General features: G+C 53.0%; 19 protein-coding genes, 1 tRNA gene and 1 rRNA gene. 4 read left to right on the forward strand and 17 right to left on the reverse strand.

The window, feature by feature from the left end; translation table 11 throughout:
• Positions 1-29 precede the first annotated feature (29 nt).
• Positions 30-105 (forward strand) — tRNA-Thr (locus DD597_RS04445).
• Between the two features lie 43 nt (positions 106-148).
• A 5S ribosomal RNA gene (rrf, locus tag DD597_RS04450) occupies positions 149-264 on the forward strand.
• A 340-nt stretch (positions 265-604) separates the two neighbouring features.
• On the opposite strand, the gene DD597_RS04455 is transcribed toward rrf, so the two are convergent.
• The 3 genes from DD597_RS04455 to DD597_RS04465 all read right to left on the reverse strand — a co-directional run bounded on the left by DD597_RS04455 (position 605) and on the right by DD597_RS04465 (position 5,339).
• Positions 605-826, reverse strand: coding sequence for a lipoprotein (locus DD597_RS04455; protein ID WP_003860364.1), 222 nt, complete (start codon positions 824-826; stop codon positions 605-607).
• A 248-nt stretch (positions 827-1,074) separates the two neighbouring features.
• The gene (locus tag DD597_RS04460; RefSeq protein ID WP_023314926.1) at positions 1,075-4,188 is read right to left on the reverse strand and encodes an efflux RND transporter permease subunit; all 3,114 of its coding nucleotides are present in this window, start codon (positions 4,186-4,188) and stop codon (positions 1,075-1,077) included.
• An 11-nt stretch (positions 4,189-4,199) separates the two neighbouring features.
• Positions 4,200-5,339 carry an efflux RND transporter periplasmic adaptor subunit gene (locus DD597_RS04465; RefSeq protein WP_129255980.1) on the reverse strand — a complete coding sequence of 380 codons (1,140 nt, stop codon included), beginning with the start codon at positions 5,337-5,339 and terminating at the stop codon, positions 4,200-4,202.
• A 398-nt stretch (positions 5,340-5,737) separates the two neighbouring features.
• On the opposite strand from DD597_RS04465, the gene envR reads away from it, so the two are divergent.
• Positions 5,738-6,385, forward strand: coding sequence for an acrEF/envCD operon transcriptional regulator (gene envR / locus DD597_RS04470; protein WP_023314924.1), 648 nt, complete (start codon positions 5,738-5,740; stop codon positions 6,383-6,385).
• On the opposite strand, the gene DD597_RS04475 is transcribed toward envR, so the two are convergent.
• The 14 genes from DD597_RS04475 to DD597_RS04540 all read right to left on the reverse strand — a co-directional run bounded on the left by DD597_RS04475 (position 6,380) and on the right by DD597_RS04540 (position 19,312).
• On the reverse strand, positions 6,380-8,464 hold the full coding sequence (locus tag DD597_RS04475; RefSeq protein ID WP_003860371.1) for a bifunctional diguanylate cyclase/phosphodiesterase: 2,085 nt from the start codon (positions 8,462-8,464) through the stop codon (positions 6,380-6,382). The two genes, envR and DD597_RS04475, sit on opposite strands and share 6 nt — an antisense overlap.
• A gap of 140 nt (positions 8,465-8,604) precedes the next feature.
• Positions 8,605-8,769, reverse strand: coding sequence for a DUF2556 family protein (locus tag DD597_RS04480; protein WP_003860373.1), 165 nt, complete (start codon positions 8,767-8,769; stop codon positions 8,605-8,607).
• A 178-nt stretch (positions 8,770-8,947) separates the two neighbouring features.
• Positions 8,948-9,244, reverse strand: coding sequence for a DNA-binding transcriptional regulator Fis (gene fis, locus DD597_RS04485; RefSeq protein WP_000462905.1), 297 nt, complete (start codon positions 9,242-9,244; stop codon positions 8,948-8,950).
• Positions 9,245-9,267: 23 nt separating this feature from the next.
• Entirely contained in the window at positions 9,268-10,233 is a 966-nt protein-coding gene (dusB, locus tag DD597_RS04490) for a tRNA dihydrouridine synthase DusB (protein WP_022651936.1), read from the reverse strand.
• 329 nt (positions 10,234-10,562) lie between these two features.
• Positions 10,563-11,303 carry a carbonic anhydrase gene (locus DD597_RS04495; protein ID WP_003860379.1) on the reverse strand — a complete coding sequence of 247 codons (741 nt, stop codon included), beginning with the start codon at positions 11,301-11,303 and terminating at the stop codon, positions 10,563-10,565.
• Between the two features lie 137 nt (positions 11,304-11,440).
• Entirely contained in the window at positions 11,441-12,322 is an 882-nt protein-coding gene (gene prmA, locus DD597_RS04500) for a 50S ribosomal protein L11 methyltransferase (RefSeq protein ID WP_003860381.1), read from the reverse strand.
• Positions 12,323-12,333: 11 nt separating this feature from the next.
• The gene (panF, locus tag DD597_RS04505) at positions 12,334-13,785 is read right to left on the reverse strand and encodes a sodium/pantothenate symporter (protein WP_023323805.1); all 1,452 of its coding nucleotides are present in this window, start codon (positions 13,783-13,785) and stop codon (positions 12,334-12,336) included.
• On the reverse strand, positions 13,775-14,017 hold the full coding sequence (locus DD597_RS04510; RefSeq protein WP_003860385.1) for a YhdT family protein: 243 nt from the start codon (positions 14,015-14,017) through the stop codon (positions 13,775-13,777). The genes panF and DD597_RS04510 overlap by 11 nt, the downstream gene beginning before the upstream one ends.
• A 108-nt stretch (positions 14,018-14,125) precedes the next feature.
• Positions 14,126-15,475 carry an acetyl-CoA carboxylase biotin carboxylase subunit gene (gene accC / locus DD597_RS04515; protein ID WP_003860388.1) on the reverse strand — a complete coding sequence of 450 codons (1,350 nt, stop codon included), beginning with the start codon at positions 15,473-15,475 and terminating at the stop codon, positions 14,126-14,128.
• Between the two features lie 10 nt (positions 15,476-15,485).
• Complete coding sequence (accB, locus tag DD597_RS04520; protein ID WP_003860389.1) at positions 15,486-15,950, reverse strand: acetyl-CoA carboxylase biotin carboxyl carrier protein; 465 nt, start codon at positions 15,948-15,950, stop codon at positions 15,486-15,488.
• Between the two features lie 21 nt (positions 15,951-15,971).
• Positions 15,972-16,424, reverse strand: coding sequence for a type II 3-dehydroquinate dehydratase (gene aroQ / locus DD597_RS04525; RefSeq protein ID WP_003860391.1), 453 nt, complete (start codon positions 16,422-16,424; stop codon positions 15,972-15,974).
• A 234-nt stretch (positions 16,425-16,658) separates the two neighbouring features.
• Positions 16,659-17,258: a protein-methionine-sulfoxide reductase heme-binding subunit MsrQ gene (msrQ, locus tag DD597_RS04530; RefSeq protein ID WP_003860393.1), complete on the reverse strand. Its 600-nt coding sequence runs from the start codon at positions 17,256-17,258 to the stop codon at positions 16,659-16,661.
• On the reverse strand, positions 17,259-18,260 hold the full coding sequence (gene msrP / locus DD597_RS04535; protein ID WP_003860395.1) for a protein-methionine-sulfoxide reductase catalytic subunit MsrP: 1,002 nt from the start codon (positions 18,258-18,260) through the stop codon (positions 17,259-17,261).
• Positions 18,261-18,337: 77 nt separating this feature from the next.
• Positions 18,338-19,312 (reverse strand): MDR family oxidoreductase, encoded by a 975-nt coding sequence (locus tag DD597_RS04540; RefSeq protein ID WP_003860398.1) that lies wholly within the window; start codon positions 19,310-19,312, stop codon positions 18,338-18,340.
• 183 nt (positions 19,313-19,495) lie between these two features.
• Between DD597_RS04540 and csrD the strand changes: the two genes are divergently transcribed.
• Complete coding sequence (csrD, locus tag DD597_RS04545) at positions 19,496-21,436, forward strand: RNase E specificity factor CsrD (RefSeq protein WP_003860399.1); 1,941 nt, start codon at positions 19,496-19,498, stop codon at positions 21,434-21,436.
• Positions 21,437-21,518: the final 82 nt, after the last annotated feature.

The raw sequence follows: 21,518 nt of genomic DNA on the forward strand, positions 1-21,518 counted from the left end.
AGGGAACTGCCAGGCATCAAATTTAGCGTGCTGATATGGCTCAGTTGGTAGAGCGCACCCTTGGTAAGGGTGAGGTCCCCAGTTCGACTCTGGGTATCAGCACCACTTTATACTTAGGTTAAAGTTCGGCAAGAAGTAAAAGAATTTGTCTGGCGGCTTTAGCGCGGTGGTCCCACCTGACCCCATGCCGAACTCAGAAGTGAAACGCCGTAGCGCCGATGGTAGTGTGGGGTCTCCCCATGTGAGAGTAGGGAACTGCCAGACATCAAACAAGTAGAAAGGCCATCCGAAAGGATGGCCTTTTTGCGTTATATCTCCAGCTAAACCAATTCCCTCATTCGATGTTCTCACTGGTGCCGTTAATACCCTACGGACGTAGCGCTTTACCGTACTGAAACTGTAGTTGTGAAATGCATTCTGCTGGCTCGCAGTAGTGTTAAATGAATTAAATGTTATGCCAAATGCTGTACAGGTAAGGGATATAGCGAGGAGTAAGGTAGCGTATTGAATTTAATTAATATCTGATGTTATTTGCGATGGGGAATATACGTTTCTTATATCAGGCAAAAATAAAAGCGCGGCCATCGCCGCGCTTTTAGAAGCCTTATTTAGTGAGGGCGACAATACCGAGTGTCAGGCCAGCGATTGCCGCGGCGCCACCAGCAATCGCACCTGCTGTTTCCCAGTTATCCTGGGTAGTGCCCTTCATACAGGTATTGGTGTGAACCAGTCGCCCCTGATCGTCGTATACCGGTACACATGGGGAATCGTGCGCGCAACCAGCAAGCAGCGCAGCGAGAAGTGCAACGGAAAGGAATCTTTTCATGATGTTACCTCAATATGATCGCCTATTCGCTAAAGAGCCGATGCGGCAATTAACGAATCGATGATTATTTTACCACCGCACTAATACCATGCAGCACGTGGAATAATCTCAATTTGTGTGGATTGTAAAAATTATGAAGAAAAAAGCGCGGGCAGTAATTATTAATGGAGGAAATGTGAAGAGGGGATGTGTTTTTACATTGTTTTCAGGAAATAAAAAAGGCACCAGAGGTGCCTTTATGATTTTCATTAATCCTTGTGCTTTGTAAATCGTCTCCGGACAACCACAAAGAAAACAGGAACAAAGAATATGGCCAACAGGGTGGCTGAGAGCATCCCGCCCATCACGCCCGTCCCGACCGCATTTTGTGCACCACTACCTGCACCGCTGCTGATGACCAGAGGCATAACACCAAGGATGAATGCCAGGGAAGTCATCAGGATAGGACGCAGACGCATACGCGAGGCTTCAAGCGTGGCTTCGATAATCCCTTTGCCTTCTTTATCCATGAGATCTTTGGCGAACTCAACGATCAGTATGGCGTTCTTGGCTGATAAACCAATTGTTGTAAGCAGACCAACCTGGAAGTAAACGTCATTGTTCAGCCCTCGCATTGATGCAGCCAGAAGCGCACCGATCACCCCCAGAGGCACAACCAGCATGACCGAGAATGGAATTGACCAGCTTTCATAGAGAGCCGCCAGACACAGGAACACCACAATAAGTGAAATGGCGTACAGCGCCGGAGCCTGATTCCCGGAAAGTCGTTCCTGATAAGACATCCCCGTCCAGTCGTAGCCGATGCCGGACGGCAGTTTTGACGCAAGGTTTTCCATCAGCGCCATTGCCTCACCGGTACTTTTGCCTGGTGCAGACTCACCGAGGATCTCCATTGATGGCATCCCATTGTAACGTTCCAGACGCGGTGAACCGTACACCCAGTGAGAGCTGCTAAAGGCAGAGAAAGGCACCATTTCGCCGTTAGCGCTACGCACATACAGGCCGTTAATGTCTCCGGGTAGCATACGGAAGCGAGCATCAGCCTGGACATAAACTTTTTTCACCCGTCCGTGATCGATAAAGTCGTTCACATAGGTGCCACCCAGGGCTGTTGAAATAGTCTGATTGACGTCAGACACGCTCACACCCAGCGCCTGTGCCTTCTCCTGATCGACGTCCAGCTTGAACTGTGGCGTATCTTCCAGTCCGTTAGGACGCACGCGGACCAGTAAGTCAGGATGTTCTCTCACCATGCCCAGCAGCTGGTTACGCGCCTGCGTTAACTGCGTATGTCCCAGGTTTGCCTGGTCTATCAGTTCAAAGTCAAAGCCTGTTGCGGTACCCAGTTCAATAATGGCAGGCAGGTTAAACGGAAATACAAGGCCGTCTTTGATCTGGCTGAACGCTTTCGTCGCGCGGCTGACAATCGCCTCAACGCCGTTTTCCTTGCCCGGACGCTCTTCCCATGGCTTCAGGCTGACGAAAGCGATACCGGAGTTCTGACCCTGTCCGCTAAAACTAAACCCGTTTACGGTAAAGACCGATTCAACGTTCGCTTTCTCTTTCGTCAGGTAATAATCCTGAACCTGATCGAGTACCTGCTGGGTACGCATCTGCGTCGCCCCTGCCGGCAACTGAACCATCGTCATAAACACACCCTGATCCTCTTCCGGCAGGAAGGAGGAAGGCAGGCGCAGGAACAGAACTGCCATGCCGCCGACGATGATGACGTAAACCAGCAGATAGCGGCCGGTCTTACGTAAAATGCCGCTCACGCTGTTGCTGTAGTGCTCCACACTCTTATCAAAGAGCGCGTTAAACCAGCCGAAGAAACCACCTTTCTTTTCATGATGTTCGCTGGAAACCGGTTTGAGCAGCGTTGCACAAAGAGCAGGCGTTAATATCAACGCCACCAGTACCGACAAGGCCATCGCGGAGACAATGGTCAGCGAGAACTGGCGATAGATAGCCCCGGTTGAACCACCAAAGAATGCCATCGGAATAAATACCGCCGAAAGCACCATGGCAATGCCCACCAGAGCGCCCTGGATTTGCTCCATTGACTTCTGCGTCGCCTCTTTTGGCGGCAGCTTGTCCTCAACCATGACGCGTTCTACGTTCTCGACTACCACGATGGCGTCATCGACGAGAAGACCTATCGCCAATACCATCCCGAACATCGTCAGGGTGTTAATGGAGAACCCGAACGCAGCCAGTACCGCAAAGGTGCCCAGTAACACCACGGGAACGGCGATAGTGGGAATAAGCGTTGCCCGCAGGTTTTGCAGGAACAGGTACATCACCAGGAACACGAGAACAATCGCTTCAAACAGCGTCTTCACCACTTCATGGATGGAGATCTTCACGAAAGGTGTGGTGTCGTACGGATACACGACTTTCAGACCCTGAGGGAAGAAGGGCTGCAACTGCGCCAGTTTACTCTTGATGGCGGCAGCGGTATCCAGCGCGTTTGCGCCAGTCGCCAGCTTGATCCCCAGCCCCGTTGCTGCCTGGCCATTGATTTTGGTGACCATGTTGTAGTTTTCGCCACCCAGCTCAATGCGTGCCACATCTTTCAGGTGGACCATTGAACCGTCCTGGTTCACCTTCAGCGTCACACGACCAAACTCCTCCGGCGATTTCAAGCGTGTTTGAGCAATAATTGAGGCGTTCAGTTGCTGCCCTGGTACGGACGGCGTTCCTCCCAACTGGCCCGCAGCAATCTGGTCGTTCTGTGTTTTCAGCTGGTTAATGATATCCAGCGGCGTGAGCTGATATTTGTTCATCGCGTTGCTGTCCAGCCAGATGCGCATTGCATACTGGGCACCGAACAGTTGCACGTCACCGACGCCGGAAGTACGGCTGATCGCATCTTTTACGTTAGAAGCGACATAGTCGGAGATATCATCCTGCGTGAGATTTTTATTGTCCGACACAAAGCCTGCAACCAGCAGGAAGCTGCTGCTGGATTTCTCCACGCCAATCCCCTGCTGCTGCACTTCTTGCGGCAGCAGCGGCATGGCGAGCTGGAGTTTGTTCTGAACCTGCACCTGCGCGATATCAGGATCCGTACCCGACTCGAACGTCAGCGTAATGGTGACGTTACCGGCGGAATCACTGGTGGACGACATGTACATCAAATTATCGATACCGTTCATGTTCTGTTCGATAACCTGAGTTACGGTGTCCTGTACCGTCTGGGCATCAGCGCCAGGGTAGGTTGCTGTCACCGCCACCGCTGGCGGCGCAATGGTCGGATATTGCGCCACCGGCAGTTTTAAAATGGCCAGCCCGCCTGCAATCATCAGAATGATGGCGAGTACCCAGGCGAAAACAGGCCGTTGAATAAAGAAATTAGCCATGTCGTTATTCCTTAACTGGCTGGAGTCGCGGCGGTATCAGGAATAGCCACGACGGTAACGCCAGGGCGAACTTTTTGCAGGCCGCTGATAATGACGCGGTCGCCGTTTTTCAGGCCTTCCGTGATCAGCCAGCGATCGCCAATCGCCTGCGGTGCAACGACAGTGCGCGATTCCACCTGGTTTTTATCGTTTACCACAAGCACAGTGGCATCCCCGCGCGGTGTACGGGTTACCCCCTGCTGGGGAACAAGAATGGCATCAGGTTGTGTACCTTCGTCAATGCGTGCACGGACAAACATACCCGGTAACAGCATATGCTGAGGGTTAGGGAAGAGGGCGCGAAGGGTGATTGAGCCGGTACTTTCATCTACCGTGACATCAGAGAACTGGAGCGTTCCTTTCAGTGGATAAGGCTGGCCATTTTCCATCAGCAACTCGACGCTGCTGGTGTCTCCCTTTTGCAGGCTCGTCTGCTGCTTCAGACGCATAAAATCGCTGCTGGATTGCGTCACATCGACATAAATGGGATCGAGCTGCTGAACCGTCGCCAGTGCAGTCGACTGACCATTAGTAACCAACGCCCCTTCGGTGACGCTGGATTTACCTATACACCCGTTGATTGGGGATGTGACTTTGGTATAAGCCAGGTTGATCCGCGCGCTTTCAACGCCAGCCTTCGCGGCAACGACGCTCGCATCCGCCTGCTGGGCGGTTGCCACCGCCTGATCGTACTCCTGCTTGCTCACATATTGCGTACCGACCAGCGGAACGTAACGTTTCACCGTCAGATGAGCGATATTGGCCGCCGCCTGTGCTTTTACCAGTTCACCTTTCGCATTGTCGTAGGCTGCCTGATACGTGGCCGGATCGATCTGATAAAGGGATTCACCCGCTTTGACGTCGCTGCCTTCGGTAAAATTACGGTGCAGAATGATACCACTTACCTGGGGACGAACCTCCGCAACACGATACGCGTCAGTTCTGCCAGGCAATTCTGTCTTTACGGCCAGTGGCGCGCTTTTAACAATATGAACACTGACCTGAGGAGCTTGCGCATGCTGCTGTGGGTTTTCTTGCCCATCGCACCCGGTAAGCAGCGCGGCACAGACAATGAAACCGGATAAGGGTAAGCATCTGAAGTGATTCGTCATTACTGTTCCTTAAACTACCCCTGAACCGATATTTGTCATGAATCGGTGAAAGGGTGTGAGGCAAAAAAAGAAATGTAGCTTCGTATAATAATGAGGGTATTTAATGTTTTTTAATTTATAAGTGCTGATGGAGCTTTTAAAAAGTAAAAATCGGAATCTGACCCAGTGCATTCGACACTCTATTTCTGTCAGGATAATCAACGAAATGCTTTTTGGTGAAAGCTATACATATGTTTTATGTATTTAATATATTCAATTTATTCACGAGGTTTATAAATTAAACGAATTGACTTTTTTTGTGCAAAACTAACAAGGATTTTGGTTAATACTTTGTCTGACACGACCACGGCAATATCCTTTGATAACGTATCAATCTTGTAAGTAACGAGTAGCAGGTAATGGCGCGCAAAAAGAAAGAAGAGGCTCAAAAGACCCGCCAGCAGCTGATTGAAGCCGCTATCAGGCTATTCGCGACGCGTGGCGTGGCCAGCACCACGCTTACCGACATTGCCGATGCAGCTCAACTCACTCGCGGGGCGGTTTACTGGCATTTCTCGAGTAAAGCGGAAATATTTAACGCAATATGGGAACAGCAATTGCCGCTGCGTGAAATCATTCGTGACAGGCTAATGCTTTCCGAAAATGACGACCCTTTGTTAATGCTTCGTGAACAATTTATTGTTGCGCTGCAATATATTGCGAGCGAACCCCGACAGTATGCGCTTTTACAAATTCTGTATCATAAGTGTGAATTTCATGACGATGTGATTTCAGAATGTGAAATACGCAAGCGGATCGGTTTAAACGATGATTATCTTCGCAAGACGCTTAAGCGATGCATTGCTCATAACATTATCTCTTCGCAAACTAATATTGAACTGGCGCTGATTGTTTTCCATGCCTTTTTTAGCGGAGTCATTAAAAACTGGTTAATGGATAACACCAGTTTTAATCTGTACAAACAAGCGCCGGCGCTGGTGGATAATATTCTGGCGACACTAAATATCACCCGAGTGGCGCCAGTGGTTTACGATACAGCCTTATGACTGCGCCCGGGGTGGCGACATCTCCCCGTGCTGGCACTGTTCCATAATAGCTTGCGCGGTAATTGGTTTGCCCAGCAGATAACCCTGTAGCGTATTGCATCCCAGTTCTGTCAGGAAGGTCTGCTGCGCTGCGGTTTCGACCCCTTCCGCCACGACCTTCAGATTCAGCGTTTTTGCCAGGGCGACAATCGCCGAGACAATTGTCGCATCTTCGCTCTCTCCACTTAACTCTTTCACAAAAGCGCGATCGATTTTCAACTCGCAGGCGGGAAGCCGCTTAAGATAGAGAAGGCTTGAGTAACCTGTACCAAAATCGTCTATTGAGGCTTTTACTCCCGCATCCGTCAGCGCTGTCAGGACGCGTACGCTTTCGTCCGGATTGCTCATTGCCGTGGTTTCAGTCACCTCCAGAATCAACATGCCGGGCGGCACGCTATGGCGCGTCAGACAATCGAGAACCGTTTTAACCAGCGACGGCTGTTCGAACTGCAACGTAGAAAGATTCACCGCCATTGACCAGTCCGTGTGGCCCTGAAGATGCCATTCACGCAGCTGGCGGCAGGCCTCGTCGATTACCCAGTTTCCAATCGGAATAATCAGCCCTGTTTTCTCTGCCAGCGGTAGAAACAGGTCGGGGGAGAGTAATCCCTGTTTGGGATGCTGCCAGCGTAACAGCGCTTCGAACCCGATGACCGGCCCGGCAGGGGCGTGGAATTTAGGTTGATAAAGCAGGCGTAACTCATCACGGTCGATGGCCTGCCACAGATCATTCATCAGCTGTAGATGCGTCTGCGCCAGCGTATTCATTGACGGCTGGAAGAAGTGATAGCCGTTGCGACCCATATGTTTCGTGTGGTACATCGCAGCATCAGCGTTAAACATTAGTTCACGATCGGTTTTGCCATCGTGTGGATAGAGCGCAATGCCAATGCTCAGGGTGACCATCAGTTCGTAAGGATCGAGATGGAACGGGCTATCAATGACGCGCACCAGTGAATTTGCCAGTGAGGCAGCATCATCCGGGGTGGCGGTTTCGGCCAGCAGCACGAATTCATCCCCACCGATACGCGCCAGCGTGTACTGACCTTTCAACTGCAACAGCAAACGCTGAGTCACCGCTACCAGAAGCTTGTCACCGACATCATGACCATAGGCATCGTTGACGGTTTTAAAGCCGTCGAGATCCATAAACATCAGCGCGAAAGGGCTTCCTTCGCGATCGGCCTTGCTGATGGCCTGATCGAGGCGATCCTCAAGCAGAATACGATTGGGTAATCGCGTCAGCGTATCATGCAACGCCAGCTGTGCGAGTTCACGATTAGCTTCTGCCAGTGATGAGGCCAGCAGCGAGGTACGAGCCTGAAGGCGGGCATCAAACATCGACACCAGCAGCGTAATCCCCAGAATAGCGAGCGCGACCACGCTAACCAATATCGCCAGCCAGCTCCCGTTAATGCCATGATGGTGGACCATCGTCGACATCGGAAATTGTGCTGCTTCCATGCCAGCGTAATGCATGCCAGCGATAGCGATGCCCATGGTGATCGCCGCCCCCAGCCGCATCAACGCCATTCGTGCGGCTTCCTGACGTAAACGGAACGTCAGCCAAAGAGCGGCCAGTGAAGCGGCAAGGGCTATGACCACAGAGATAGCCACCCACGTTTTATCCCAGACAATACCCGGTGTGACCTCCAGGGCAGCCATACCGGTGTAGTGCATGGCAACAATGCCCGTTCCCATCACGACGGCGCCAGGCAGCAGCCGGCGCAAACGTAGCTGCTCGCCGCTAACGAGCCACAGGGCAAACATTGACGAGCTAATGGCGATAACCATCGAAAGCACGGTCAGGGCCGCGTTGTAACTCATGCTCATGGAAAGATCCATCGCCAGCATACCGATGAAATGCATCGCCCACACGCCAATCCCCATCGAAACACCGCCACCTGCCAGCCAGACGCGTGCAGCGACGCCCTGGCTTCCAGCAACGCGCGCAGCCATATTCAGTGCGGTATAGGCGGCAAGAATGGCAACAACAAAGGAGATGACTACGAGGATTTGGTTGTATTGGCTAACCAGCATGGTCTGTTCACTCGTGTGAGACGTTAAGCAAGAGCGGTTGGAAAGGGGACAGACATTATCATCGTCAGGAAATGACGAAAAGTGATTTAAGCCCCTGTTTTTATTGGGTGTTAACAGGGTTTTATACAGGATGGAAGCGGTTAGTCCAGCTCTGAGCAGTTGACCAGTTTAAGCGGGTTCACGGAATTCATATTGCGACATTTATCGGTTTCAGTGCTCATCAGTTCAATCCACTGCATCAGCAGCGCATCGAAAATGAAAACAGAGACAGCAAAAACGACCAGCCACCAGTATTTACGAATCATGTGTCATTCCGCGAAAAGAGAGCCTGTAAGTTGGTGGAAATATACACGAAAAGCGGGCGTTGAAAAGTGGGGAAAGGGAAGGTTTACAAAGCGTTGACGGTTGCTCGCCCGAACGATAAAAAAGGCGCTTCCCCATGCCGAAGAGCGCCTTTTTAAACAAGCAGTTAGCTAATCGAAATTAGTTCATGCCGTATTTTTTCAGTTTCTTACGCAGGGTACCACGGTTGATGCCCATCATCAGGGCAGCGCGGGTTTGATTACCACGGGTGTATTGCATCACCATGTCCAACAGTGGCTGTTCAACTTCAGCCAGTACCAGCTCATACAGGTCATTAACATCCTGACCGTTCAGTTGAGCAAAATAGTTCTTCAGTGCCTGTTTAACCGAGTCACGCAGGGGCTTTTGAGTCACCTGATCCTGAGAGTTAACGGTAGAAACGGTCAGTACGTCAGAATTTACGCGTTGTTCGAACATAGTTCTGTCAGCTCTTTATTTCATTACGCAAGATTTTCGAAGTATGCCTCCAACGCCTCCAGCTGTTCGCTGGCATCCTCAATGGCGTTGAATGTGCGCCGAAACTGGTCATTTGGAGCGTGCTCCTGGAGATACCAGGAGACGTGTTTACGCGCAATTCGGTACCCTTTTGCCTGGCCGTAGTGGTCATGCAATTCCCGAACATGCGAACAAAGCAAGCGCTTGACCTCTGCCAGAGGCAGCGGGGCAAGCAGCTCCCCAGTGTCCAGATAATGCTGGATTTCCCGAAAGATCCAGGGTCTTCCCTGAGCGGCACGTCCTATCATCAGAGCATCAGCTCCCGTATAGTCGAGCACAGCTCTGGCTTTAAGCGGGTCAGTAATGTCGCCATTCGCGATAACCGGAATGGAAACTTTCTGCTTAACTGCCCGAATGCTGTCGTATTCAGCTTCACCGTTGAACAAACAGGCGCGAGTGCGTCCATGAATGGTCAGGGCCTGAATGCCACAGTCTTCGGCCAGTTGGGCAATCTCTACGCAGTTACGGTGTTCCGGCGACCAACCCGTGCGAATCTTCAACGTAACAGGAACGTCCACTGCGCTGACAACCGCCGTCAGGATTGACTTCACCTGGTCGGGGTATTGCAGAAGGGCTGAACCTGCAAGCTTGCGATTCACCTTTTTGGCCGGGCAACCCATATTGATATCAATAATCTGGGCGCCACTTTCCACGTTAATACGCGCGGCATCTGCCATTTCTTCAGGCACGCTTCCGGCAATTTGCACGGTGCGGATACCTGGTTCATCCACGTGCACCATCCGAAGGCGGGACTTGTCGCTTTCCCAAACCTGCGGGTTAGACGACATCATCTCGGAAACGGTTAATCCTGCTCCCATCTCGTAGCACAGCGTCCTGAACGGCCGGTCGGTAATACCTGCCATTGGGGCTGCGATCAGGCGATTTCTGAGCTGGTGGTGTCCGATGCGCATGAGTTAAGAAATGACCATACTGTGACTGCAAGGCGGCGTATATTACGCATTTTTTGCACGAGATGAAAGGCCAAACTTTGAACAATCCTCTGTTGTAGATCAAGGAATCGCCAGTCATTCTTTTGGGATAAGATTATTCGCTATTTAAATCATTGTGTTATGAATAAATGAACATTTTGTGGGCGCTTACAATTTCCCGTAACTTCTCATCATTTCTGAATAAATGGATCAATTGTTCGGGATAATCTGCTGCTATAAGCAGCAGATTATGGCGCTTCTTTGCGATCTGCGTCGCATTTCAGCACAGGATATCAACGTAAAAAATCGACTTATTCAACAACCAGACGGCCATGAAGCGGCTGAACCGGGCGGCTGTTTTCGTGGTGCAGAGTGTGAGTAAATTTTTGCAGCTGTTCAGCAGAGACGGTCAGCGGATGCTTGAGGACCAGCCACGTTACCCCTTCTGAACACGGTGGGGTGGTCAGAGAGCCGCTAAAACGCCAGTAAGTTTTATCCGCGGGCAGTAATTTATTCATATCAAGGGTTGGCTTAATCGTGACGTTCTGGTCAACCTGTCCCGGCATCACGCCCCAGAGTTTATCCAGTTCAGTGTTTGCAGCGCCCTGATCGAACATAACGGCAACGACCGTCAGTTCGCCGTCAGCGTTTTTATGGACCAGATGCATTTCCATTGCGTATTTTTTACCGTGCACCGTGTTTTCGGATGGTGCATGGAAATGGAACTGCTGTAACGTCCAGCGCTGTTTATCAAGCGTGATGCTGTCGCGTGTATCGGCATTTTCACTCGCCTGGATAGTATGGCCGTTATTTGTCAGAATGACCGGGCCGTCGATATAGTGCGTTTCCAGCGGAGAGATGTGGGCTTTGACCGTGTTATCTATGTTGACCGGCGACTGATACATTCCGCTTTTACACGTCTTGTACGCCTCGTCCAGTTCGCCCCAGTGTTCCGGTGCGCCTTCTCCTTGATAGCTCCAGTGTGATGCGTAAGCCGTAGCCGAAATCATGCTCAGCGCCAGCAGCGCTGCCTTGCCTGAAATGTGTTTCATCATATTCTTCCTGTGAATTTTATTATCCAAATCAATAATTAACATTGTGATTTGTGGGGTTATTTTATCGAAGAAAGGAAGAAGGCGGGAGAAAAAACCGAAGGAAAAAGGCGTGGTCAGACGACCACGCCAAACGCTTATTTTTTATGACCGGTGATGCGACACCACTCTTCTTTCTCGACCACCGGGTCGAGCGCAAAGAGATCGGCGTAGGCTTCACAGACGCTGTCTGCCTGGCTGGCAAGGATACCGGACAGGCCCAGCAGACCGCCTTCAACCGGCAGCACGCTGATTAATGGCGCCAGCTCGCGTAATGGGCCAGCCAGGATATTCGCGACCACCACATCGGCTTTCATCGCCTCTGGCTGTGCATCGGGCAGATACAGTTCAAGGCGATCGGAAACGCCATTACGCTCGGCGTTATCACGGCTGGCCTGAATCGCCTGCGGATCGATGTCGATCCCGATGGCTTTTGCCGCGCCCAGTTTCAGTGCTGCGATAGCAAGGATCCCGGATCCGCAACCGAAGTCGATCACGGTTTTGCCTTCCAGATCCAGGCCATCCAGCCATTGCAGGCACAGGGAGGTTGTCGGGTGGGTACCGGTGCCGAACGCCAGACCCGGATCCAGCATCACGTTGACGGCGTTTTCATCGGGCACTTCACGCCAGCTTGGGCAGATCCACAGACGCTGACCAAACTGCATCGGATGGAAGTTGTCCATCCACTCGCGTTCCCAGTCTTTGTCTTCCAGCTGTTCAATTTTATGCGCGAAACCCGCGCCCAGCAGCGGATGGTTTTCCAGAATCGCCACGACCTCTTTCATATCGGTTTCTGCATCGAACAGGCCGATAACGTCCGTATCACCCCACAGGCGCGTTTCGCCTGGCAGCGGCTCAAAGACCGGCGTGTCATGCGTGTCCTGGAAGGTGATAGAGACCGAACCGGCCTCCATCAGCGCATCACTCAGTTCTTCGGCGTTCGCGCCGGTTGTGTTCAGTTTTAATTGGATCCACGGCATGGCAAAACTCTTTATTTGTCAGTAGAAATCAGGGCAGTTTGTGGCACCGGTCGACCAAAACGGTTTCCCACCACAAACGCCAGTAAACTTAACAGTAACGAAGGCACGATCGGATGGAAGCCCAGATACTGAATTTTAAACGTAGCGAGAACGGCATACAGGACGCCCCCGACAATCATGCCGCTTAATGCACCCGCGGCATTCGCGCGTTCCCAGTACAGCCCCAGCACCAGCGGCCACAGGAAAACGGCCTCCAGCCCGCCAAAGGCGAGCAGGTTTAGCCAGATGATCATCTCCGGTGGACGCCACGCGGCCAGCAGCAGTAACGCCCCCAGCACCAGGGTAATCACCGCCGACATACGCTTGAGGCGTCGCTCATTTTCGACCTGTTCAGGGCGCAAATTCAGATAGAGATCTTTAATGATCGTAGCGGAACTTTGCAGCAACTGAGCGTTGATGGTCGACATAATGGCCGCCATGGGTGCGGCGAGGAAAATCCCGGCGGCAAACGGCGGAAGCACTTTCACCATCAGGGTCGGAATGACCAGATCCGGTACGGTAAGGTCAGGGATCACCGCGCGGCCCAGCGCGCCCGCCAGGTGCATACCAAACATCAGGATCGCCACCACAATTGTCCCGATAATGATCCCGCGGTGCACCGCTTTGCTGTCTTTATATGAGATGCAGCGCACGGCAGTATGCGGCAGGCCAATCACGCCAAAGCACACCAGCACCCAGAACGAGGTCATAAAGGTTGGAGAGAGGATATCATCCGCCCCCTGCGGCGAGACCAGTTTCGGATCGATCGCTTCCAGGGTTTCAACCGCATGGCTCAGGCCCCCTGCGGCATGCACGATACCCACCAGCAGAACGAGGGTGCCAATGAGCATCACCATCCCCTGCATCGTGTCGTTGAGTACGCTGGCGCGGAACCCGCCAAACGCGGTATACAGCGCGATACTCACACCGAAAATGACCAGGCCCGTCTCATAGGGGATACCGGCTGCCGTCTCCAGCAGACGTGCGCCGCCGATAAACTGCACCGTCATTGCGCCAATAAACGCCACCAGCAGACTCAGGCTTGCCAGCCATACCAGCAAGCGACTCTGATAGCGGGCAAACAGCATATCGTTCAGCGTTACGGCATTGTAGCGACGGGCCAGAATGGCAAACTTTTTACCCAGTATGCCCAGAGAGAGCCAGATGGCAGGCAGCTGGATCATGGCCAGCAGTACCCAGCCCAGCCCGTACTTATAAGCGGCGCCCGGGCCACCGATAAACGAGCTGGCGCTGATGTAAGTAGCGGTCAGCGTCATGGCCAGCACGACGCCACCCATTGAGCGGCTCCCGAGGAAATACTCGTTCAGAAAGGTGCCGGTCGAACGTTTACGCATCGCATAAACCGACAGGCCAAACACCAGGAACAGGTAAGCGATAAGGGGCAGAATGACTTCAAGCTGCATCATCGTCCTCCAGTGAAATATCGCGATAGATGAATTTCACCATCGCCCAGCACAGCAGGATAAACACCAGCGGCAGCAGCAGGCAGGCCATTTCAAACCAGTGCGGGAGGCCGGTAATGCCAATCGCCGAATCAGGTAAGTAAGCAGTTACTAACCATGCGGCGAGATAGAGAAGGGTCAGCCACAGCGCCCAGCGCGCTTCTTTATGGGCCTGAACAAAACGTTTGTCCATTTTTTGTCCCTTGTGGATGAAGAAAGCGGGGATTGTACATGATGGGGCTTAGCGATCCCCAGAAATAAAAAAGGCCGGATAATCCGGCCTTTTAGCAACACTGATCTCTTACTTCTCGTTCAGACCGAGTTTTTTCTCCAGGTAATGGATGTTAGTCCCACCATTCTGGAAGTGCTCGTCGCTCATAATGCGCATCTGGAGATCAACGTTGGTTTTGATCCCGTCGATGATCAGCTCCTGAAGGGCGTTCTTCATGCGGGCAATGGCCACGTCACGGTTTTCGCCGTAGCAGATCAGCTTACCAATCATTGAGTCATAGTACGGCGGTACGGTGTAACCGGCGTAGATATGGGACTCCCAGCGCACACCAAAGCCACCCGGCGCGTGGAAACGCGTGATTTTACCCGGGCTTGGCAGGAAGGTGTTCGGGTCTTCGGCGTTGATACGGCACTCTACCGCATGGCCTTTAACCACAACTTCTTCCTGTTTGATGGACAGCGGCTGACCGGCTGCGATACGCAGCTGTTCTTTAATCAGGTCAACGCCGGTGATCATTTCGGTAACCGGGTGTTCAACCTGAATACGGGTGTTCATCTCAATGAAGTAGAACTCGCCGTTTTCGAACAGGAACTCAAAGGTACCCGCCCCGCGATAGCCGATATCGACACACGCTTTGGCGCAACGCTCACCGATGTAGCGACGCAGTTCCGGCGTAATGCCCGGCGCTGGCGCTTCTTCGACGACTTTCTGGTGACGACGCTGCATGGAGCAGTCACGTTCTGCCAGATAGATCGCGTTACCCTGACCGTCAGCCAGCACCTGAATTTCGATGTGGCGTGGGTTTTCCAGGTATTTTTCCATGTACACCATGTCATTGCTGAAAGCCGCTTTCGCTTCCGCTTTGGTCATGGAGATGGACTGCGCCAGTTCAGCATCGCTGCGTACAACGCGCATACCGCGACCGCCGCCGCCGCCGGACGCTTTGATGATCACCGGATAGCCAATGCGTTTAGCATGGGCGCGGTTAGCATCCATATCGTCGGTCAGCGGGCCGTCAGAGCCCGGTACGGTTGGCACGCCAGCTTTTTTCATCGCGGTGATGGCAGACACTTTGTCACCCATCAGGCGAATGGTGTCAGCTTTCGGGCCAATGAAGATAAAGCCAGAGCGTTCAACCTGCTCAGCAAAGTTGGCGTTCTCAGAGAGGAAACCATAACCCGGGTGAATCGCGACCGCGCCAGTGATTTCGGCGGCGCTGATGATCGCCGGGATGTTCAGATAGCTTTTTACGGACGGAGCCGGACCGATACAGACCGTCTCATCCGCCAGCAATACGTGTTTTAAATCGCGATCCGCGCTTGAATGCACGGCCACGGTCTTGATGCCCAGTTCTTTACAGGCACGAAGAATACGCAGTGCAATCTCGCCACGGTTGGCGATAACAATTTTATCCAGCATGTTCGCCTCGTTACTCGATGACGACCAGCGGCTCGTCAAATTCTACCGGCTGACCACTTTCGACCAGGATCGCTTTCACAGTACCTGATTTGTCTGCTTCGATCTGGTTCATCATTTTCATGGCTTCAACGATGCACAGGGTATCGCCTACGTTGACTTTCTGACCCACTTCGATGAACGCCTTCGCGTCCGGGCTCGGGGTGCGGTAGAAAGTACCAACCATTGGGGAACGTACGATGTGACCACTGATTTCTGTTGCAGCCGCAGGTGCCGCTTCTGCTGCCGCTGGCGCAACGGCTGCGGAGAGCGCAGGCTGCTGCACTGGCGCAGCATAAGCTTGCTGCATTACCGGGAAGCTAGCGGCTGGGGCTGCACGGCTGATGCGTACAGACTCTTCGCCTTCAGAAATTTCCAGTTCGGAGATGCCTGATTCTTCAACCAGCTCGATCAGTTTTTTAATCTTACGAATATCCATGAGTGGGTTCCGTACTCTTGTTTAGTGTGATTGTGACAAGCGTTTTACCGCTGTCTGTAAAGCGTATGAATAGCCGTCTGCACCCAGCCCACAAATCACGCCAGCGGCGATATCTGACAGGTAGGAGTGGTGGCGGAACGGCTCTCGGGCGTGCACGTTACTCAGGTGAATCTCGATAAACGGGATACTCACCGCGAGCAGTGCGTCGCGTATAGCAACACTGGTGTGCGTAAACGCGGCCGGATTGATCAGGATATAGTCCACAGTGTCTTTAGCCTGATGAATACGGTCGATGATTGCGTACTCCGCGTTAGACTGAAAATGGTCCAAATCCACATTCAGCGACGCTGCTTCCGTACTCAGACGGTTAACAATTTCGCTCAATGTTAGCGTGCCGTACTTCTCTGGCTCACGGGTGCCGAGCATGTTCAGGTTCGGTCCGTTTAAAACTAAAATTTGGAATTTATCAGCCATTATGCCGCTATCTCCTGCGATTTTCGGGTAAAAAACAACATATACCCTCAAAGCGCAATTGTCACCCTTTCAGAGGCCTAAAACCCCTGTCCGGAAAACCGAAGTCGCACATTATAACGATTTCGTAGCATTTGGCAGCTAAATACTGGTCTTATCAGGGAAGATTATCAACCGCTATCCGAAAAAGATTCGCGGTTGATAAATAATCTGCGGGAAAACGCACAGTTTCGTGAACTATCGCAACCACTGGCGGAACTTCTTGTAACGCCACGCTAAAAGTGCCAGGGCCAGCAGGGCGTAGATGACCGGCTGAGGGGATAAAATCTTCACCGACCACAGGTAATGAATAGGGGCGAGGATCGCGACCAGATAGACGAAGTTATGCAGTAGTTGCCAGCGTCGCCCCAGTTTTCGCTGCGCATACTGCGTGGATGTCAGCGTCAGCGCCAGTAAAACCAGCCAGCTTACGATACCCAGCGTCAGATAGGGACGCGTCACCAGTTCGCTGCCAAGGAGTGCCAGGTTATTAATGCCCAGTTCCAGCAGGGCGTAGCTGGTGAGATGCAGCGTTGCCCAGGCGAAACACCATAGCCCTAAAAGCCGACGGGTGCGTATCAATAATGGCTGTTTAGCGTAGCGCGCCAGCGGTGAGACGAGCAAGGTCGCCAGCAAAAATTTCAGAGCCATCCGACCCGTAAAATGCTGAATATCTTTCGCCGGATCGGCACTGAACTGTCCCTGGCTGGCTGCCCAGAAGAGCCAGATAAAGGGGAGCAATCCGGCTAAATGCAGGAGTACCTTCAGCCAGGTTATCTGCTTTGCCGTTAAACGCACTTAGAAGTTCTCCCGTAAGTTCAGACCACGGTAGAGGGATGCCACCTCATCCGCATAGCCGTTAAATAGCAGCGTTGGCTGGCGTTTAACATCCAGCGCGCCGCCGGAACCGATAAAACGTTCTGTTGCCTGCGACCAGCGCGGATGGTCAACGTGCGGGTTAACGTTGGCAAAAAAACCATACTCGTCAGGCGCTGCCAGGTTCCAGGTGGTGGGGGGGCGTTCACGGGTGAGCTTAATGCTGACGATCGATTTGATGCCCTTGAAACCGTATTTCCACGGTACGGTCAGGCGAATGGGCGCCCCGTTTTGCGGCGGCAGCGCTTTGCCATAAACCCCGACGGTGAGCAGCGTAAGCGGATGCATGGCTTCGTCGAGACGTAAACCTTCAACGTAGGGATACTCCAGCCCGCCGCCGATAAACCGATCCTTCTGGCCTGGCATCTCGTCCGGGGCATAGCGCGTCTGGAAAGAAACATACTTCGCGTTGCTGGTGGGCTCAACCAGCGCCAGCAGTTTATGCAAAGGGAAACCTACCCACGGCACCACCATCGACCAGGCTTCCACACAGCGCATACGGTAAATGCGTTCTTCAAGGGGGAAGCGGGTGGTGAGGTCATGATGATCCAGCGTCAGCGGTTTTGCCACCTCGCCATCTATCTTCAGCGTCCAGGGATCGGTTTTCATGCTCCCGGCGTTGGCGGCAGGATCGGCCTTATCAAGACCAAACTCATAGAAGTTGTTATAGCCGGTGACTTTATCTTCCGGCGTCAGCGTCAGTTTATTCTGCCACTGTGCCGGTTTGGTGAAGTCAAGCGGTGCGCCGGAGGGGGCTTTCGGGCGATCGTTGCCCTTAAACCAGTCGAGCAGATCGGCATGGGCCGCAGGGGTGAGCGTCAGGGCAGTGGCGCTGATGCCAAGCATTTTCAGGATCTGGCGGCGCTGTAGCATAAAGACAGATTCAGACGTTACGTCGGCTTCCGTCAGTTTTCGGGTTTTCATGGCATCCTCCGTCAGGCGTTTTTCTAAGCATGACGGAGGAGGAGGGTTAGCGCGAATATGTCACGAAAATTTGAAGATTAGGCGATTTTAACCAGCGCACGACCGTGGAACTGGTTGTCCATGATTTTATTGGCGAACTCTGGCGCCTGGCTCAGGGTGATCTCAGTGGCGCTCTGCTCATAGAATGAGGCTGGCAGATCCTGCACCAGACGTTCCCAGGCCTCAGCCCGCCGCTCGGCTGGGCTCATGACCGAATCGACACCCTGAAGACGCACGTTACGCAGAATAAATGGCATCACCGTCGTCGGCAGGGCAAAACCACCCGCCAGACCACAGGCCGCCACGCAGCCGCCGTAATTCATTTGCGCCAGCACCTTCGCCAGCACGTTGTCGCCGACGGTATCTACTGCGCCAGCCCAGACCTGTTTTTCCAGCGGGCGGGTCTCGGCGAATTCGTCGCGGCTCAGAATACGGCTTGCGCCCAGCTGACGTAGATAATCATGCGTACTTTCGCGGCCAGAGACGGCGGCGACCTGATACCCCAGCTTGTGCAGCAGCGTGACGGCCGTGCTGCCCACGCCGCCGCTGGCGCCGGTGACGACAATTTCGCCCGAGTCAGGACGAATCCCGGCCTCTTCCAGCGCCATCACGCACAGCATGGCGGTGAAGCCTGCCGTGCCGATGATCATCGCCTTACGACCGTCCAGGCCTTTCGGCATCGGGACCAGCCAGTCACCTTTGACGCGCGCCTGTGCTGCCAGTCCGCCCCAGTGGTTTTCACCTACGCCCCAGCCGGTGAGCAGCACCTGCTGTCCGGCGTGAAAACGCGGATCTTCACTGGTATGCACGCGGCCTGCAAAGTCGATTCCTGGCACCATCGGGAAATTTCGGATGATTTTACCTTTTCCCGTAATCGCCAGTGCATCCTTATAGTTCAGGCTGGACCAGTCGATATCTACGGTCACGTCGCCCTCCGGCAGGCGGTTCTCCTCAATGGCTTGCACCGAGGCAACGGTTTTGCCGTCCTGCTGTTCTAAGATCAAAGCCTGCATACAGGGTCCTCACTAGGTTTGATGATGGGAAAATATGTCCTGATGACTATACTCGCTCAATGAAACGCAGTGCCGATTTAACGCAATAAATTGCCAGATACACCAGGTTTGATAGTATGTCGCATTTAAAATGCAAGTTAGTGCTCACTTGCCCCCCCTTCAACCCACGGAGTAATCTCAAGGATGCGATTAACGACGAAGTTCTCAGCTTTTATTACCTTGCTGACGGGGCTGACCATATTTGTCACGCTAATCGGCTGCTCGCTGAGCTTTTACAATGCCATCCAGGATAAGCTGGTTAACCGGGTTGAATCGGTTGCATCGGTTATCGACACTCGCCTGATAACGTCCTCCTTCCCGGCGCTTTCGCGTGAGCTGGATGAGTTAATGGTGCCTGTGGATATAGTGCAGATCGACATTAAACAGGGGAAGCAGACCGTTTTCAGCCATACCCGCCAGGGCAGCTATCGTCCTGCCGGCACGGTAGATCAGTATCGGGACGTCACGGTTAATTCACTTAAACATCCGGGTATGACAATTCATCTGATGTACCAGGATCCGATGAGCAACTATTTACGCTCGCTTATGACCACCGCGCCCTTAACCATCGCCGTTGCTTTTATCGTACTGCTGATTTTCCTCGCCGTTCGCTGGCAGCGTCGTCAACTTTCCGGCCAGGAACTGCTGGAAACACGCTCCGTGCGGATACTGAATGGCGAGCGGGGTCCGCAGGTGCGGGGATCGGTTTATGAATGGCCATCACGCACCAGTAGCGCCCTGGACGTGCTGCTCTCCGAAATCCAGTTTGCCAGCGATCAGCGTAGCCGTATGGACACGTTGATTCGCTCTTACGCCGCGCAGGATAACAAAACGGGCCTCAACAACCGTCTCTTCTTTGATAATCAGCTGGCTACGCTTCTTGATGACCCCGAAAAGGTGGGTACGCATGGCGTGGTAATGATGATTCGCCTGCCCGACTTTGATCTGCTCCGTGATACCTGGGGTCAGCGCGTGGCGGAAGAGAACCTCTTTACGCTGATTAATCTGCTGTCCACCTTTATCATGCGCTACCCCGGCGCGTTACTGGCACGCTACCACCGCAGCGACTTTGCCGTCTTGCTGCCGCATCGCACCTTAAAGGAATCCGAGAGTATCGCCAGTCAGCTGCTGAAAGCCGTCGATGCGCTGCCCCAGAGCAAAATGCTCGACAGAGACGACATGGTGCATATAGGCATCTGTGCCTGGCGCGGCGGTCAGTCGACGGAGCAGGTGATGGAACATGCGGAAGCGGCAACGCGTAACGCCGTATTGCAGGGGGCGAACGGCTGGGCGGTCTATGATGATACGCTGCCGGAGAAAGGGCGCGGCAACGTGCGCTGGCGAACCCTGATTGAACAGATGCTGAGCCGGGGCGGACCGCGCATCTATCAAAAACCGGCGGTCATGAAGAGTGGTCATGTCCATCATCGTGAGCTGATGTGCCGTATTTTTGATGGCACCGAAGAGGTTATCTCCGCGGAATATCTGCCCATGGTGTTGCAATTCGGATTGTCCGAAGAGTATGACCGTCAGCAAATCACCCGCCTCATTCCGTTTTTATCGTACTGGCCTGAAGAAAATCTGGCTTTACAGGTGACCGTCGAATCGCTGATCCGTCCGCGCTTTCAGCGCTGGTTACGTGACACGTTAATGCAATGCGAAAAATCGCAACGCAAACGCATTATTTTTGAACTTGCAGAGGCAGATGTAGGTCAACACATCAGCCGGTTGCGCCCGGTGGTGCGTTTAATCAATGCGCTTGGGGCTCGCGTGGCGGTAACCCAGGCGGGTCTGACGCTGGTGAGCACCAGCTGGATCAAAGAGCTGGATGTTGAATTATTGAAGCTGCATCCGGGTCTGGTAAGGAATATTGAAAAACGCACGGAAAACCAGCTGCTGGTACAAAGCCTGGTGGAAGCGTGCAAAGGAACGCAAACGCAAGTATTTGCCACAGGCGTACGTTCACGAAGTGAATGGCAGATGTTGACAGAGCGCGGCGTGACGGGCGGTCAGGGGGATTTTTTTGCCGCCTCTCAGCCGCTTGACACCAATGTGAAAAAATATTTGCAAAGATACTCTGTTTGACCTGCCGTTTACTTTGTTTTCACGTAGAATATCGCGCCTGTAGCTTTGAGTAAGACGAGCATAAAAGCCAGTGAACGACCTT

This window comes from Enterobacter cloacae complex sp. 677-3DZ2D5B (assembly GCF_004136695.1).
Taxonomy (GTDB): domain Bacteria; phylum Pseudomonadota; class Gammaproteobacteria; order Enterobacterales; family Enterobacteriaceae; genus Enterobacter; species Enterobacter hormaechei_C.